This window comes from Streptomyces sp. S.PNR 29 (genome assembly GCF_030386795.1).
Classification (GTDB): Bacteria; Actinomycetota; Actinomycetes; order Streptomycetales; family Streptomycetaceae; genus Streptomyces.
The window spans coordinates 307,064-321,720 of sequence record NZ_JANUQM010000012.1 but is presented as its reverse complement, the minus strand read 5'-3'; the positions used below and the strand labels follow the sequence as shown (position 1 = coordinate 321,720).

Genomic DNA, 14,657 nt, shown 5'->3' with positions numbered 1-14,657 from the left:
GGATTCGCCCCCCGCCGGCGCTGAACAGGCGGATAGATCGCCGCATCGGCAGCACACTCACATTTCGGAGAGGAACAAAGAGACATGCGTCGAATCATCACGTCGGTGTTGGCAACCGGAGTGCTGCTCTTATCCGGTTTGACACTCGCCCCGACAGCTCAGGCTGCAGTCACCGACTGCCCGGACGAGAGCGGATACTTCTGCTTCTGGACCGATGTCGATTACGGGGGCCCAATGGGTAAGGTGTCCGGCAACAACCCTGACTGGGGAGACTTCACCGGTGGGTGCAATACGACCTCCAGGTGGGACAACTGCGCCTCGTCTCTTCGGAACGAGGGCCTGCGCTGCGAGGTAGTGGTCTATCAGTACACCAACTACGGCGGCTCTTCGTGGGTGATCAATCGTGACACGCGGGCCGCGAACCTGACCCAGTGGGCCAAGCCGAGCGGGGGCACGTGGAACGACGCCATCAGCTCCAACGACTGGTGGTGCGGACAGGCGTGACGGACATGCGTCCGATGGCCGAGCGTGCCGTTGCCGGAGTTGCGGTTGCCGTGCTGGCCTTCGGGGGTGTCGGCTGCGCGCGAGCGCAGCCGACAGACCGTCCGAACCGACCCGGCGGGCCTGTGCTCGGCGATGCAGTTGTCGGCCTCGCACTCCGGACCGACCCCTATCGAGACGACCAGCGCGCACTGCTTGGGGCGGAGGATGAACTGACCCGTCGATGTATGGCAGGGCGCGGCTTCGACTATCCGGTCCGGTCCGACTTCTCTCCCTATGAGGACAACTCCTGGCGGCCGGATCTCAATGTCCGGCATGCCCGCGGGTATGGATTTTCCGAATCGGGGCCGTCATCGGACGATCAGTATCCACCTGGTCTCCCGGCTGCAAAGCGCGCAGATTATGCTCGTGCGCTCACCGGAGACCCCGACCGGCGGGCCACACTGAGGCTGTCCACTGGTCCTGAGTTCACGTTCGCCACGACCGGCTGTATAGCTGAGAGCCGCATCAGCCTTTTCGGTGATGTCACAAGCGCGGCCAAAGTCTCCTATGTGCCGCAGGAAGCGTATAACGCGATACATGGTCGAATCGCTGACGACCCGGCTATGCGTCAGGCCATGCAGCGCTGGAGGTCGTGCATGAAAGACCGAGGATTTTCCTTCACCTCCATGGAAGGCTCTCGTGCCGCTGCCCGCCGCAGTTACGACGTCGCAGAGAACGAAGACGCCGCACGACGGTCGGAAATCCGAATAGCTGTCGCCGACGGTGAATGCGCACAAGCCGCCGATCTGCCCGGAACGGTCGACCAAGCAGGCCGTCGGTATGTCCTCGAACTGAGTGCGGACCTACGACGGGACCTCAATGCGGCCGCGAAGCTGCGCTTCGAGGCACTGAAACGCGTCCGGGACATCCACTGAGCGTTTTCAGACGGGCCACAACCGCGTCGGCTTTGGCGATGACTGCCATCCAGTTGGGACTGACAAGGGATCCTTTGTTTCACGACCAGACGAGTCGCCCTTCGGCGACCTCACAGACCGGATGTTTTCCGTCGGCGATCTTCGTCAGCATCTCCGCCACGGAGTCGAAATAGTGAGCCAGCGATTCGTACTCGCCCGTGATCGTGGCCTCACCCACGAACCACCTGCCGACACGCCCGTCCCGCGCGTCGATGAACTTTCCCGTCCAGCCGTCCTGGTCCGACAGGAACGGGATCCACTCATTACGCCAGAACGGATTGTCCGGCTGGTCCGGAGGGGCGAATCCACCGGGCATGAAGTGGTTCGCGTAGAGCTTCTCCATCGCCCGGATGCCCAGAAAGAAGCTTCCCTCATCCGGGAACCCGGCGAAACCGCAACATGCCACATCGTCGTCCACATCTTCCTCAGGAAGATCCAGATTGTTCTGCAGCAGCCACGCCCGCAGATCCTGAGGGAGGGGGATACCCATTCGTTCCTCGGCGGCCGCGAGCATCAGTTCCGTAGCGGGCCCAGGCAGATCCGCGTGATCGGCCGGGGCGTGCTGCCGAAGAAGATTCATCACGCGGGACCAGCTCTCCGTCACGCTCATTCCCCTCTGCCCTCTCTGCACGGATGCCCCCATACGACTGCGTCACTGCGGGGGTTGCGGAGCGCAGACCGGAGAACCTCGCAGGGATGGTACTCCGAGCACCCCTGTCGCTGAGTTCTTGAGCATCACGGCGACGGCCACCTCTCCCGTACCCCCGGACCCCGGGGGTACGGGCGCGGCGCCGCTCGCCTACTGGCACTTTCGGCCGGTGTTGATGCACTGGACCATCCGGTTCATCAGGCTCTCGTCGAAGACGTTGATGAAGTCGCCGTGGTCCGTGATCGGCTTGTGCATCTGCTCCGGGAATCCGTCCACCGCGTAGAACGGACTGGACTTGCCGTTGTCGTCGAGGCTGGGCGCGTCCACGTCGTACACCAGACGCTGGACCAGCTGCGGGATGGCCTTGAAGCCGTTGGGGCAGTTGCCGGTCCTGGGGTCGGCGAACGCGACGTGCGAGCGGTGGTTGGCGCTGTCGATGCTCCGGCCGTCCCAGCAGCTCTGGAACCTGGACGTGCGGACCAGGCTGCTGCCCTCGGGACACACCGGGTACTTGTCCGTCAGCTGCCGGTCCTCGAAACCGGTGCAGCTCCACGACGCGTTGGCGTTCGCCGTGCCATTGGTGAACGCCTTGGCGTCACCGGTGATGATCCGCAGGAACTTGGGCATCGCCACGACCTTGCCACGCGGGTTGCCGACGAAGTCCAAGGTGACCTGCGAAGCGGTCAGGATCCGGCCGGTGTTGCCCTCTGCGCCGCCGCCGAGCTGCTGGGCGTCGAACTCCTGGGTGCCGTCCTGCAGGCGGAGCACCGGCCAGTAGTACGTGGACTTGTCGCCTTGGTTGCGGCAGCTGGTTTCGGCGGCGGCGAATTCCTCGTTGGTGGTGAAGGCGTCGTTGTCCTGGTTGCCGACGTAGTCGTGCGTGTGGTGTGCGCCGTTGGACACACCGGGGGCGACGATGATGTTGTCGGTGTTGTACAGCTTGTTCTCGTTGACGCCGCACCGTGTGGTGAAGACGCCCCGGGAAGCGCCGCTCGACTGGCGGGGTTTCGTCACATTGGGCTGGACGGTGGTGATGTCCACGAAGTCGGCGGCCACGGGACCGTTGCCGCCCTGTCCGCCATTGCCGCCCTGGCCCTGGCCCTGTCCCTGCTCCTGGCCGCCGTTCTGGCCTTGGCCGGCGCCCGGTTGGTCGCCGGTGGCGCGCAGCGTACAGGGAGCCAGGGATTCAAGGCCCTGCGGCTTGGTGCCCGACCTGCCGATGGCGATCGCGATCCGGTCGATGGTCGCGACGCGCTTGTCCTTCAGTGGGCCCATGATCGCGTTGTCGGCGAAGTTGCTGTCCTGCTGGATCGCCCCGGCCGAGCTCCGCAGCCGCTGATATGCCTCGGCCACCTGCTTGTCGAGGGCCGCGAGCTCTTTGTCGACCTGCGCCCTGGCCGGGTCGGGGACCGAGGTCAGCCTGGCCCCGACGTCCGGGCAGCTGATGGTGGCGGCACCGGCCGCCAGGGCTCGATCCGTCTGCCCCTGGGGTGCACGTTTCGTCGAATTGCCGCTTCCGCTCTCGTGGGCGGAGGCGTACACGTTGACCGCTATCAGCCCGCCTGCTCCCAGAGCCAGACCGGCCGCCGCGGCGATGGCCCGATGTGTGGTCTTCGATCGCCTGCGCGTGTTGCGTCGCATGGGGCTCCTCCGAGTTCCTGAATAAGTGGGGATCGGCCGGGCTTCGGATCACACCGCCGTGATGCAGCGGATGTCAGGTGTGACGACGGCCGGCAGTGATCAGGGTTGCTGGAGGGACGAGCGCGAGGGCGGAACTTCGGTGCCGTGTCATGCCTCCGTAAGAACTTGGAGCGCAGGGCGGTCGACGTCTCCGGCTCGTGCCGACCGAATGTCCCTGTTCCGTAAGAGTTCGATTGTTCCTCCAGGGCCAAGCGCCGAGTGGGATGGACGACATGAAACTGCGTGTCTCCCGGCCGGTGTTCCGGGGCGGATTGCATGATGCCCGTACGGCTACCTCGATCGGCCGCTGGTTGGGGCCGGCGTTGGCAGTGTGCTTCCTCACCGGGCTGGTCAGTCACTTGATGCAGCATCCGCCGGGCTGGCTGGCCAACAGCGTTCCGAGCCGCCCGGCCTGGGGGTATCGACTCACCCAGGGACTTCATGTCGCCTCTGGTATCGCGGCGGTCCCGTTGCTGCTGGCGAAGCTGTGGACGGTCTATCCACGGTTGTTCGAGTGGCCGCCGGTGCGGTCGGTCAAGCATGCCCTGGAGCGCCTGTCGGTCGGGGTGCTGGTGGCGGGCGCCGTCTTCGAGTTGGCGACCGGGCTGCTCAACATCGCCCAGTGGTACCCGTGGCCGTTCTCGTTCGTGCCGGTGCACTATGCGGTGGCATGGCTGGTCATCGGGGCACTGGTGCTGCACATCGCCGTCAAGGCGCCGGTGATCAGGGCGCACTGGACCCGTCGGGCCCCGGGGACGCTCGCCTTGCCCGTGCAGGACGGCGCCGACCGGCGGTCGCTGCTGGCCGCGGTGGGCGCGGCCGTCGGGGCCGTCACGCTCACCACCGTGGGGCAGTCGGTCACCCCGCTCAAGGACCTCCTCCTGTTCGCGCCCCGTCACCCGGACCACGGACCGCAGTCCCTGCCGGTCAACCGGACCGCCGCCGCGGCCGGAGTCGGCCGGATCGGCGCCGGGAACTACCGCCTGGTGGTGACCGGCCCGCAGGCGTACACCCTGACGCTGGATGAGCTGCGCGCTCTGCCGCAGCACGAGGCGGAGCTGCCGATCGCGTGCGTGGAGGGCTGGAGCAAGTCGGCGCGCTGGACCGGCGTGCGCGTCGTGGACCTGCTGGAGCGGGCGGGCGCACCGGCGCATGCGCGTGTGCGGGTGGTGTCGTTGCAGCTGAGGGGCGGCTACCGGGTGTCGGAGATGGGGCCTCACCACGCCCGGGACCCGCTGACGCTGCTGGCCCTGCGGCTGAACGGAGAGGAACTCGACCCCGATCACGGCTATCCGGCGCGGCTCATAGCCCCCAATCGGCCGGGTGTGCTGCAGACCAAGTGGGTCGGCCGACTTGAGGTGCTGGCATGAGGGCGCTGCGGGTGACATCGGGTGCGGTCGGTGTGGCGTTCATGGGCGTCGGCGTGTTCCTGCTGATGGATGTCCGCGACCTGTCGGCCGTGCTGGTGTGGCTGGGCGGGGCGGTCGTCCTGCACGACGTGGTGATCGCCCCGGTGGTGCTGTTGGCCGGGCTGCTGCTGGTGCGTGGCGGTGCGCGCGGGCTGGTTCGCGGGGCCCTCCTGGTCGTGGGCGCGCTGACGGCGGTGGCGCTGCCCGTGCTCCTACGGCCGGGCAAGACGGCCAACTCGTCGGTGCTGCCGCTGGATTATCCGCGCAACTGGCTGATCGCACTGGTGGCGGCTGCCACGGTGACGGCGATTCGGTCGGCCGTGCGGGTGCTCGGAAGCGGAGGTCGACGGCCTGATGCGTGATGCCTTTCCGCCGGCCGACGGACGAGCAGTCTTACGGGTGTCTTACGCGTCGCGGACGGGAGCATCGGACCAGTCGACGGCTGCCTAGCGTGACCGGATGCGATCCTTCCGTACCCTGCCCACGGTGGCCCTGGTGACTGCCGCTCCGCTGCTGCTGGCCGCCGCGGGGCTGATCCATCCCCAGCACCTGACGGCGGCGACGGCCGGCCACTGGGCCGGGCTGCACATCGTTCTGCTGCCCGTCTTCCCGCTCCTCGTGCTCGGATTGCTGGTCCCTTTGTGGGGCAGGCCACGTCCCGACGCGGAGGGGGCGTTGACGGTGCTCGCCTGGGCCGGATGTCTCTGTTTCGCCGCGTACTACTCCGGCCTGGACGCGGTGGCCGGCATCTCCGCCGGCACCGTGGTGGACCACGGTGTCCACGGGGCGGCCGGGCGGTTGTTCGCCACCGGAGACGAGCTGGGCCGGACCGGGGTGTACGGGCTGGCCGTGGCCTCACTCGCCACGTGCGCGGTGCTCTGGCGGCGGCATGGCCCACGGGTACTGCCGGGTGCCGCTGTCCTGTTCGCCGCTTGCTGGTCGTTCGTCGACAGCCACATCTTCTGGCCCGAGGGCGTGTTCACGATGCTCGGCTTCGCCGTGGCCTTCGCGCTGCTGGTCATGGCGGCGTCCCGCCCCGCGACGGGATGGCTCGCATCTCGTCACCGCCCCCATGGGCGCCGGCCATGACGTTCGCGGCCTCGACGCGCCGCTGCCCGCGGCGCACCGCACGGCTCGCCCGGCCCCGACGGGGACGGACGAGCGGGCATGACGTCGCTGGTGCCCCGGACTACGTGGGCCGCAACGACGCAGGCACCGCCGTGCTCCCGCCGGCATGGCCGCGAGGGACGCCAAGAGTGCCACTGACATGGGCCTTACGGCCCGGACCGCGCCGGGGGCGGACCCGGAGGCGGAAGGTTTCGAGCCTCCGTGCCCGCCCTCCGTGCCCGCACTGTGGTGAGTCGCCGGCCGCCGGCCTGGTGGGGGAGGGTTCGTGTACGGCAGGGCCGCGCTCGGCGCACCTGGTTCCGGAGCTGCTGGGCCTGGCGCCCGAGCTGCCGCGGACGGTGAAGCCCTGGAGCTGCACCGGCTTCGAGAACAAGGTGCAGCTGAAGGACAGGCGGGAGGAGTTGCTGCGGGCCGCCGTCGAGCAGATCGAGGCGCGGGGCATGGCGGCGCAGCACCCCGCGCGGCGCTGGGTGGCACGGACGGCCTCCCGGAGGGCGGCTTGCGGGCGTACGACGTCGGCAGCGGAGGCCCACCGACGGTGGGGGAGATGGCCGCCGCGCCGGCCGAGGCGTACGGCGGACCGCCGCCTGTCGCCACGGGCGAGCACCGGCTCGGCGACGTCCGGCCCCCCATCTCCCCGCACAAGGTCGACAAGGCCGGCGCGGGCCCGCGCGGCGGGTGGTCGTGGCGGAACGCGGTGTCCGTGCCGCCTCGGCGGTACGACGGACGGATCGCAGGAACTCTTCGTCGTCCTGAGCCCGTGAGTCGTCCTGAGCCCGTGAGTCGTCCCGCGTCTGCGAGCCGCCCTGAGTCTGCCCGTCTCCGTCCGCGCGTACCTGCCCGCCCGGCCTGCTGTCGGCGCCGCACGGCGGGGAGCTCTGGCCGAGGTGTGCGCCTGGCGCGGACGGCTGGACAGCCCGGAGTTCCCTCCGCCTCCTCGCAGTGGCTGGCGATGCACCGGGCTGGAAGCCGCAGGTCTTCTTCCCTGAAGGTGGGGCGGAGTTCGCCGCGGCGCCTCTGCGGGCGGGTGAGTTCGTCGGGTACTCCTGTGACGCGCAGGACCGGCCGGTTTCCCCGGTCGGTCCTGCCCTGTTTCCTCGGCTCCTCAGACCACGGCGGGCAGGTGCACCTCGAACCGGCAGCCGCCCGGCACGTTGTGCACCGCCGCGCGTCCCTGGTGGGCCTCCACGATGCCGCGCACGATGGCCAGGCCGAGCCCCGCGCCGGCCGGAGGGGTACGGGCGTCGGTGCCGCGCCAGCCGGTGTCGAAGACTCGGGGCAGGTCCTCCGGAGAGATCCCGCCGCAGCCGTCGGTCACCGAGAGCACGACCCGGTCGGCCTCACGGCGGGCCGAGACAGCGACCGTGCCGTCGGCGGGCGTGCGGCGGATCGCGTTGACCAGAAGGTTGGCGAGGACACGGGACATCTCGCGGCCGTCGACCTCCACCGGCACGGGCTCGACGCCGTCGCCCACGAGCCGTACCCCGTGTTCCCTGGCCAGGGCGTCGACACCGGCGATGGCATCGCCGACGAGGTCGTACACCGACATCCGGGCCGGGGACAGAGCGAGCACGCCGGCCTGGATGCGGGAGAGTTCGAACAGGTCGCTGACCATGGCGCTCATGCGCCCGACCTCCGCGCGGATGCGGGTGTGATAGACGCGGGGATCGTCGACCATGCCGTCTTCGAGGGCCTCGGCCATCGCCTGCAGGCCGGCCAGCGGGGTGCGCAGATCGTGGGAGATCCAGGCGACCAGTTCCCGGCGAGAGGCTTCCAGGGCCTGCTCCCGTTCCCGGGAGGCGGCGAGCCTGGCACTGGTCGCGGCCAGCTGGCGGCTCAGTTCGGCGAGTTCGGCAGTGGGCGCGACGGCAGGCGGAGTGAAACTGCCGTCCTCCCCGAGGGCACGGGTGGCCTCGGCCAGCTCCCGGCTCCCCTTCACGACACTGCGGCCCAGCAGGAGTGCCACGACGAGCGAGACGACCGCGGCCATGGAGCACACCATCGTCACGACCCACAGGTCGTGGTCGGACAGGAACATCGCCCACGACACGAGCATGGTGCCGGCGAGCATCGCCGCCACGGTGACGGCGGCGACCACGGCCAGCGACACGGCGACGGACCGCTTCCGCAGCGCCCGCAGGGCCAATGCGCCCAACAGGCCGGCGCCGGTTGCGCCGATCGCCGCGTAGAGCGCGATGAGAAGAGTGTCACCGACCATCGTCGACCTCGGCTTCCTGCGAACCGGGAAGGTCGAAGCGGTAGCCGATCCCCCACACCGTGCTGATCAGACGAGGATGGGCCGGATCGTCCTCGACCTTCTCGCGCAGCCGCCGCACGTGCACGGTGACGGTCGACAGGTCGCCGAACTCCCAGCCCCAGACCCGCTGCATCAACTGCTCCCGGCTTGTGGCCTGCCCGGGGTGCCGCATGAAGAACTCCAGCAGGTCGAACTCCCGGATGGTGAGACCCAGTTCGGTGCCGTTGCGGGTGGCGCGCCGGGCGGTGGGGTCCAGGGCCAGCGGGCCCGCCCTCAGCCATGGCTGAGCCGTCTCGACCCGCGGGGCCGCGGGCGCACCGGCCCGGCGCAGCACGGACTCCACCCGCAACACCAGTTCCCGGGGGCTGAACGGCTTGGTGACGTAGTCGTCCGCGCCGACCTCCAGGCCGAGGATGCGGTCCTCCTCGTCACCGCGTGCGGTCAGCATGATCACCGGGAGTGGTCCGGCCGTACGGATGCGGCGGCAGACCTCCAGCCCGTCCATGCCGGGCAGCATCAGGTCCAGCACCACCAGGTCGGGTGGTTGGGCGCAGGCCCGGGCCACGGCGGTGGGGCCGTCGGCGGCCAGGTCGACGGCGAAGCCCGCCCGGTCCAGATATCCGGCGACGACCTCGGAGACGGTCGGGTCGTCGTCCACGACGAGTACGCGTTTCACACCGCTGAGTCTCACATCCGGACCCCGCCGCAGGGGGAAGCAGTGAGCGACGTCAGCGATCCGTAAGGACACCGAATCCCTTATGTCTGTTTTGCGCTCGTAGGGTGAGTGAGGTGATCGAGACATCCCCCTCTTCCGTGGACGTCGTGCTGCCCTGCCTCGATGAGGCCGAGGCCCTGCCGTGGGTGCTGGAGCGGATCCCGCCCGGCTGGCGGGCGATCGTCGTCGACAACGGTTCCACCGACGGTTCCCCGGACATCGCCCGCGATCTGGGTGCGCACGTGGTCCGCGAGCCGCTGCGCGGCTTCGGCGCCGCCTGTCACGCGGGCCTCACCGCGGCCACGGCCGACGTGGTCTGCTTCTGCGACTGCGACGCCTCCCTCGACCCGGGTTTGCTGCCCGCCGTCGTCGGCCCCGTCCTCGCCGGAACCGCGGACCTGGTCCTGGGCCGCCGTCGGCCCACCGCCCGCAATGCCTGGCCGGTACACGCCCGGCTGGCCAACCTGGAGCTGGCCCGTCTCATCCGCCATCGAACCGGCGTGCGCCTGCGCGACCTCGGACCGATGCGCGCCGCCCGCCGGCAAGCGCTGCTGGCCCTGGACCTGACGGACCGGCGCTCCGGTTATCCGCTGCAGATGGTGGTGCGTGCCGCCGACGCCGGCTGGCGGGTGACGGAGACCGACGTGCCCTACCACCCGCGAACGGGCCGCTCCAAGGTCACCGGCACCTGGCGCGGCACCTGGCAGGCCGTGCGCGACATGCGGGCGGTCCTCGCGGAGCGGCCGGCTACCACGGCCGTCGCCGACGCGGGCCTTGCGGGAGGTGCCCGATGAACTCGGACCCCGGGGGCCAGGCTTCGGCCACCTTGCTCGTCATCGCGAAGGAGCCGGTGCCCGGGCGGGTCAAGACCCGCCTCACCCCGCCCTTCACTCCGCAGGAGGCGGCCGCCCTGGCCGAGGCGGCTCTGACCGACACGCTCCACACGATGCTCCGGGTTCCCGCCCGCCGCCGGGTGCTCGTCCTCGACGGGACCCCCGGTCCCTGGCTGCCGCCCGGCTTCGAGGTCGTGCCCCAGGCGTCCGGCGGCCTCGACGAGCGGATCGCCGCCGCCTTCGCACTCTGCGACAACGGTCCGGCGCTGCTGGTCGGTATGGACACTCCGCACCTCACCCCCGAGCTGCTGGCCGATGTCGGCGACGGGCACGATGCCTGGTTCGGCCCCGCCGCCGACGGCGGATTCTGGGCCCTGGGCTTCGCCGACCCGACCCGCGCCGGGGCGTACGTGCGGGGCGTCCCGATGTCCACCGACCACACCGGAACCGTGCAACGGCGCAGGCTCGCGGAGGCGGGGCTGACGATCGGTGACCTGCCGCTGCTGCGCGACGTGGACACCGCGGCAGACGCGGCCGCGGTGGTCGCCTGCTGCCCGCCCGGTTCCCGCTTCGCCGCCACCCTGGCCTCCCTCGCGGAGACCGTCCGATGAGCGGCACGGCGCACGGGACGCGCACAGTCTCCGCCGCGCGAACCGAGCCGGGTGAGCACACCGGGCCGGAAGACGACCTCCTGCACGTCACGCTGCCGTCCCCGCTCCAAGCACCCGCACACCGCCCCGCTCCACTCACCCCCGTCGAGTCGGGGGAGCCCTGGACGGACGACCCCTACGGCCGTGCCCTGCGCACCGGCCGCGGCCCGCTGTACCTGCGCCGCATGGCACCGCTCACCGCCGGGGCGGCCGAACTGCTGCCGCTGGACGTGGAGCGTTTCTGCGCCGCGCCCGACGCCGCCGACACCGGCGTACTGCACCGCTGCACCGGACCCGTCCTGGACGTCGGTTGCGGCCCGGGACGTCTGGTGGCCGCCCTGGCCGCCCGGGGCATGCCGGTGCTCGGAGTGGACGTCAGCCCGGCAGCCATCGCCCGGACCCGCCGCCAAGGCGGAGCCGCCCTGCGGCGGTCCGTCTTCGACCGGCTGCCCAGAGAGGGCCGCTGGAGCACGGTCCTGCTGATGGACGGCAACGTCGGCATCGGGGGCGACCCGTTGGCGCTGCTCGCCCGCCTGCGTGACCTGCTGCGCCCGGGCGGATGCCTGCTGGCCGAAGCAGCCCCGCAGGACGTGGACGAACGCCTCACCGTCCGCGTCGAGGACGCCCACGGCCGCCACGGACGCCCCTTTCCCTGGGCCCGTGTCGGCACCACCGCCCTGCTGCGCGCCGCCGACGCCACCGGATGGATCCTCACCGGCCGGTGGACTACCGGCGACCGCCCCTTTCTGGAACTCCGTCGCCCGAACGCGGGATTCGACGCCGTAGGACCCATGCCCCACGGAAGGCCGGGCAGCCCAGGCCCGACCTGAAGAGCCGCACCCCGTTCGGGTCGCGGCAGTAAGTTGGTCCGATGACCGATTCTCTGCCGGCCGGCGGCGCCGTCCTCGATGCGGACGAACTGGTCGCTCGGTGGGCGGACGCCTGGCGACCGGAACAGGTCGCGGAGCGATTGGGCGGGGTCGGCACGCCCTGGTGCGTCGTGGCAGGGTGGGCTCTTGATCTGTTCCGCGCAGGGCAGTCGCGGCCCCACGGGGATCTGGAGATCGCGGTGCCCGCGGCAGGGTTCGGGGAGGTTCGGGACCGGTTCCCCGAGTACGTTTTTGACGCGGTGGGCTCGGGACGGGTCTGGGCGACGGCAGGAGCTGAGGCGCTCGCAGCCACCCACCAGACGTGGCTGCGGGATCCGGCGAGTGGTCAGTTCCTGTTCGATGTCTTCCGCGAGCCGCATGAGGGCGGGATGTGGGTCTGCCGGCGGGACGAGAGCCTGCGTCTGCCGTACGACGCCATCATCGAGCGGACCGCGGACGGCATCCCCTATCTGGTGCCGGAGCTGGTGCTGTTGTTCAAGGCGAAGGCGACGCGGCCCAAGGATCAGGCGGACTTCGACGGTGTCCTGCCGCTGTTGAGCCGGGCGCGGCGTAACGTTCTCAGCGGATGGCTGACGCGCGTGCATCCCGGACATCCCTGGCTGGAGAAACTGGCGAGGCAGTGATACGGGCCTTGCCGGTGGAACGCCACGGACACTTCGGGGAGGCATCGGTGCTCAGTAGGGGAACGCGGCTGCTCGCGGGTGCCATGGTCGCGGTGTGCATGGTGCTCGTCGGCCCCAGTGCACCGAGCGGTGCCCTCTTCGCCGGGTCACTGCCCGTCGGAGCCGTCAGGGATGTCGTACCGAACCGGGTCATGACGTGGAACATCTGCAATCCCTGCGAACAAAGCAACGTTGACCGGGCTGCGGAGATCGCCACGTACGCTCCCCAGGTCATCGGCCTGCAAGAGGCATGTGTGCGTGATGTCGAGATGATCCGGGACTATCTGGAGCGCCTTCACGGGCTGGTCTACCACGTCGAGTACGGGACGGTTCTCAGGAGTTGGGGCCGCTGCGGTGGAGTGCCGTGGAACCCGGGAGCCTTCGGCCAGGCGGTCCTCTCGGCGGCACCGATGACGGACCCCGTCAACGTGGAGTACCCCGACGGCGGGTCCGAGGACCGTGGGTACATGGCAGTCACCACCGCCGTGGGCGGCCGGCCCGTCCGGGTCTTCAACACACATCTCGCCCAGCGACGTCAAGAGGCAGTCCGAGCGGACCAGGTCCGCGTACTCGCCGCAGACGTCGCCCGGCACGACCGCGCGGTCCTTCTCGGCGACTTCAACGCTGTGCCGGACGCCCCCGAACTCACCGGGATATGGGCACTGGCCGCGGATACGGACCCCCAGTGCCGTCCCTCGCCCACCGGCACCTGCAAGCCGACCACCGACTGGCAGAGCAAGTTCGACTACATCTTCCTGCGGGGCACCGTCCCGCTCAAGCACCGTGTGCGTCCGACCCCGTACTCGGACCACCACCTACTGCACGCCGACCTGGACCCGGGTCAAGAGGCCCTGACCAGCCTCGTGGGTCTCGTCGCGTCGTACGGCGCTGTCCACCGCGTACGAGCCGTCTGTACGGGAGGTGGCGTGCGGCAGCGGCAACGACGGTCCCACCGGTCATGACCGCGCGAGGTGTTCGACTCGGTCGTGGATGTGCTGCACGTGGTGCTCGGATTCCGGCTTCATCAGGACGCTGCGGAGGATGCGTGCGCCGTGGGCGTCCGCGGTCACCTTCGGGTGGCGTGCGGTGAACGCCTCGCGGTCGGCCTTGAGGGTGCTCAGGAAAACCGGATCCGGAGCTGCCATGCCGTCCGCCAGGACGCGTGCCGATGCCGCGTCGATGCCGGTGAGGGTGGTCGGCTGCACGACGGGGAAGTAGCTGACGATGTCCAGTGCGGGCTCCTGGTACAGCTCCAGAACGTCGGATGCCGTGATCAGCTCGGACCACCGCAGAGCGGCCCGGCGCCCGGCCCCCAGGACACGGCCGAGACCGTGGGCGGTGGGCGGGAGAAGCTGGAAGGTGAGCCACAGTGCGGCGGCCGAGGCGCCGGCGCGGGAGCATTCCAGGCTGATCTCGCCGAGGTGGAGCTCAGTGGAGGTGAAGTAGGTGTAGGGCGAGTCGTGGAGGTAGAAGCGCCCCACCTCGGGGTCGCGGAAGAGGACGGCGCCGCAGCCGTACGGCTGGAGTCCGTGTTTGTGCGGGTCGACGACGATCGAGTCGCACTCGGCGATGGCCCGCCAGGCCTCCTGGGGGAGTCCTTCGGGGCCGTCGGCGCCCGCCAGCAGGGTGAAGAAGCCGCCGTATGCGGCGTCGACATGGAGCCGGACGCCGTAGCGGTCCCGGAGGGGAAGGGCGGTGTGGATGGGGTCGACGGCCCCCAGGCCGGTGGTTCCGGCGGTGAGGACGACCGTGCCGACCTCTCCCGTCCGGAGCATGTCCTCGAGCGCGTCGAGGCTGATACGGCCGCGGTCGTCGGTCGGGATCGGGTAACCCTTCATGCCCAGGACGTGGCACATGCGGCCGTGGGTGTAGTGGGCGTCGGCGCTGTAGGCGACGCCCTGGCCGGGGTGGAGCTCGCGGGCCACGAAGAGGGCTTCGAGGTTGGCGATCGTGCCGCTGGTGGTGAGGTGGCCGAGGTGGGTGTCATAGCCGAACATCACGGCCAGCTGCGCGACGGCCTCGCGTTCCATGCGGGCCGTGGCGGGGCCGCCGTCCAGGGCGTGGTTGTTGGGGTTGATCAGCATGGTCGTGAGGTAGCCGACCACGGCCGCCGGGTGCGGGGGCTTGAGCATCTGCCCCGCGTAGTGCGGATGGAAGAAGGGATAGTTGTCCTTCAGGCGTCCGGTGAACTCCTCGAACACGGCGGCGAAGCGGTCGTCCTCCACGAGGAGTGACGGGTGCTGCTCGTACGGCCCGAAGGTGTCGGCCCACTCCTGTATCGCGTCGTTGGCCTGGCCGAGCCAGTGCTGCAGATCCATTGATCTCCC

At 70.0% G+C, this 14,657-nt stretch carries 15 protein-coding genes; 10 read left to right on the top strand and 5 right to left on the bottom strand.

Going from position 1 to position 14,657, the window contains the following annotated elements; all coding sequences use genetic code 11:
- Window positions 1-84 precede the first annotated feature (84 nt).
- Both NW895_RS30180 and NW895_RS30175 read left to right on the top strand, forming a co-directional pair.
- A complete protein-coding gene (locus NW895_RS30180; protein WP_289939520.1) occupies window positions 85-504 on the top strand; it encodes a peptidase inhibitor family I36 protein in 420 nt (139 codons plus the stop codon).
- Window positions 501-1,418 carry a hypothetical protein gene (locus tag NW895_RS30175; protein WP_289939519.1) on the top strand — a complete coding sequence of 306 codons (918 nt, stop codon included), beginning with the start codon at window positions 501-503 and terminating at the stop codon, window positions 1,416-1,418. Before NW895_RS30180 ends, NW895_RS30175 begins: the two co-directional genes overlap by 4 nt.
- 79 nt (window positions 1,419-1,497) lie before the next feature.
- Here NW895_RS30175 and NW895_RS30170 read toward each other — a convergent pair whose 3' ends face one another.
- Window positions 1,498-2,067, bottom strand: coding sequence for an SMI1/KNR4 family protein (locus NW895_RS30170; protein ID WP_289939518.1), 570 nt, complete (start codon window positions 2,065-2,067; stop codon window positions 1,498-1,500).
- Window positions 2,068-2,256: 189 nt separating this feature from the next.
- Complete coding sequence (locus NW895_RS30165; protein WP_289939517.1) at window positions 2,257-3,747, bottom strand: DUF1996 domain-containing protein; 1,491 nt, start codon at window positions 3,745-3,747, stop codon at window positions 2,257-2,259.
- Between the two features lie 263 nt (window positions 3,748-4,010).
- On the opposite strand from NW895_RS30165, the gene NW895_RS30160 reads away from it, so the two are divergent.
- The 3 genes from NW895_RS30160 (at window position 4,011) to NW895_RS30150 (ending at window position 6,284) form a co-directional block, all read left to right on the top strand.
- The gene (locus NW895_RS30160) at window positions 4,011-5,156 is read left to right on the top strand and encodes a molybdopterin-dependent oxidoreductase (protein ID WP_289939516.1); all 1,146 of its coding nucleotides are present in this window, start codon (window positions 4,011-4,013) and stop codon (window positions 5,154-5,156) included.
- Entirely contained in the window at window positions 5,153-5,557 is a 405-nt protein-coding gene (locus NW895_RS30155; RefSeq protein WP_289939515.1) for a hypothetical protein, read from the top strand. Before NW895_RS30160 ends, NW895_RS30155 begins: the two co-directional genes overlap by 4 nt.
- A gap of 97 nt (window positions 5,558-5,654) precedes the next feature.
- Window positions 5,655-6,284 (top strand): hypothetical protein, encoded by a 630-nt coding sequence (locus NW895_RS30150; protein WP_289939514.1) that lies wholly within the window; start codon window positions 5,655-5,657, stop codon window positions 6,282-6,284.
- 1,144 nt (window positions 6,285-7,428) lie between these two features.
- On the opposite strand, the gene NW895_RS30140 is transcribed toward NW895_RS30150, so the two are convergent.
- Window positions 7,429-8,541 carry a HAMP domain-containing sensor histidine kinase gene (locus NW895_RS30140; protein WP_289939513.1) on the bottom strand — a complete coding sequence of 371 codons (1,113 nt, stop codon included), beginning with the start codon at window positions 8,539-8,541 and terminating at the stop codon, window positions 7,429-7,431.
- A complete protein-coding gene (locus tag NW895_RS30135; protein ID WP_289939511.1) occupies window positions 8,531-9,256 on the bottom strand; it encodes a response regulator transcription factor in 726 nt (241 codons plus the stop codon). The genes NW895_RS30140 and NW895_RS30135 overlap by 11 nt, the downstream gene beginning before the upstream one ends.
- Window positions 9,257-9,372: 116 nt before the next feature.
- Between NW895_RS30135 and NW895_RS30130 the strand changes: the two genes are divergently transcribed.
- From NW895_RS30130 to NW895_RS30110, 5 genes are all read left to right on the top strand, one after another.
- Window positions 9,373-10,089, top strand: coding sequence for a glycosyltransferase family 2 protein (locus tag NW895_RS30130; protein ID WP_289939562.1), 717 nt, complete (start codon window positions 9,373-9,375; stop codon window positions 10,087-10,089).
- Window positions 10,086-10,739: a DUF2064 domain-containing protein gene (locus tag NW895_RS30125; RefSeq protein WP_289939509.1), complete on the top strand. Its 654-nt coding sequence runs from the start codon at window positions 10,086-10,088 to the stop codon at window positions 10,737-10,739. The genes NW895_RS30130 and NW895_RS30125 overlap by 4 nt, the downstream gene beginning before the upstream one ends.
- Window positions 10,736-11,608: a methyltransferase domain-containing protein gene (locus NW895_RS30120; protein WP_289939508.1), complete on the top strand. Its 873-nt coding sequence runs from the start codon at window positions 10,736-10,738 to the stop codon at window positions 11,606-11,608. Before NW895_RS30125 ends, NW895_RS30120 begins: the two co-directional genes overlap by 4 nt.
- Window positions 11,609-11,649: 41 nt before the next feature.
- The gene (locus NW895_RS30115; protein ID WP_289939507.1) at window positions 11,650-12,291 is read left to right on the top strand and encodes a hypothetical protein; all 642 of its coding nucleotides are present in this window, start codon (window positions 11,650-11,652) and stop codon (window positions 12,289-12,291) included.
- Window positions 12,292-12,374: 83 nt separating this feature from the next.
- Window positions 12,375-13,292 carry an endonuclease/exonuclease/phosphatase family protein gene (locus NW895_RS30110; RefSeq protein ID WP_289939561.1) on the top strand — a complete coding sequence of 306 codons (918 nt, stop codon included), beginning with the start codon at window positions 12,375-12,377 and terminating at the stop codon, window positions 13,290-13,292.
- On the opposite strand, the gene NW895_RS30105 is transcribed toward NW895_RS30110, so the two are convergent.
- Window positions 13,287-14,648, bottom strand: coding sequence for an aminotransferase class I/II-fold pyridoxal phosphate-dependent enzyme (locus NW895_RS30105; RefSeq protein ID WP_289939506.1), 1,362 nt, complete (start codon window positions 14,646-14,648; stop codon window positions 13,287-13,289). The genes NW895_RS30110 and NW895_RS30105 overlap by 6 nt on opposite strands.
- Window positions 14,649-14,657 lie beyond the last annotated feature (9 nt).

Coding starts and splice junctions, on each gene's coding strand:
- NW895_RS30180 (WP_289939520.1), top strand. CDS start 85: ATGCGTCGAATCATCACGTCGGTGTTGGCAACCGGAGTGCTGCTCTTA.
- NW895_RS30170 (WP_289939518.1), bottom strand. CDS start 2,067: ATGAGCGTGACGGAGAGCTGGTCCCGCGTGATGAATCTTCTTCGGCAG.
- NW895_RS30165 (WP_289939517.1), bottom strand. CDS start 3,747: ATGCGACGCAACACGCGCAGGCGATCGAAGACCACACATCGGGCCATC.
- NW895_RS30160 (WP_289939516.1), top strand. CDS start 4,011: ATGGACGACATGAAACTGCGTGTCTCCCGGCCGGTGTTCCGGGGCGGA.
- NW895_RS30155 (WP_289939515.1), top strand. CDS start 5,153: ATGAGGGCGCTGCGGGTGACATCGGGTGCGGTCGGTGTGGCGTTCATG.
- NW895_RS30150 (WP_289939514.1), top strand. CDS start 5,655: ATGCGATCCTTCCGTACCCTGCCCACGGTGGCCCTGGTGACTGCCGCT.
- NW895_RS30140 (WP_289939513.1), bottom strand. CDS start 8,541: ATGGTCGGTGACACTCTTCTCATCGCGCTCTACGCGGCGATCGGCGCA.
- NW895_RS30125 (WP_289939509.1), top strand. CDS start 10,086: ATGAACTCGGACCCCGGGGGCCAGGCTTCGGCCACCTTGCTCGTCATC.
- NW895_RS30120 (WP_289939508.1), top strand. CDS start 10,736: ATGAGCGGCACGGCGCACGGGACGCGCACAGTCTCCGCCGCGCGAACC.
- NW895_RS30115 (WP_289939507.1), top strand. CDS start 11,650: ATGACCGATTCTCTGCCGGCCGGCGGCGCCGTCCTCGATGCGGACGAA.
- NW895_RS30110 (WP_289939561.1), top strand. CDS start 12,375: ATGGTCGCGGTGTGCATGGTGCTCGTCGGCCCCAGTGCACCGAGCGGT.
- NW895_RS30105 (WP_289939506.1), bottom strand. CDS start 14,648: ATGGATCTGCAGCACTGGCTCGGCCAGGCCAACGACGCGATACAGGAG.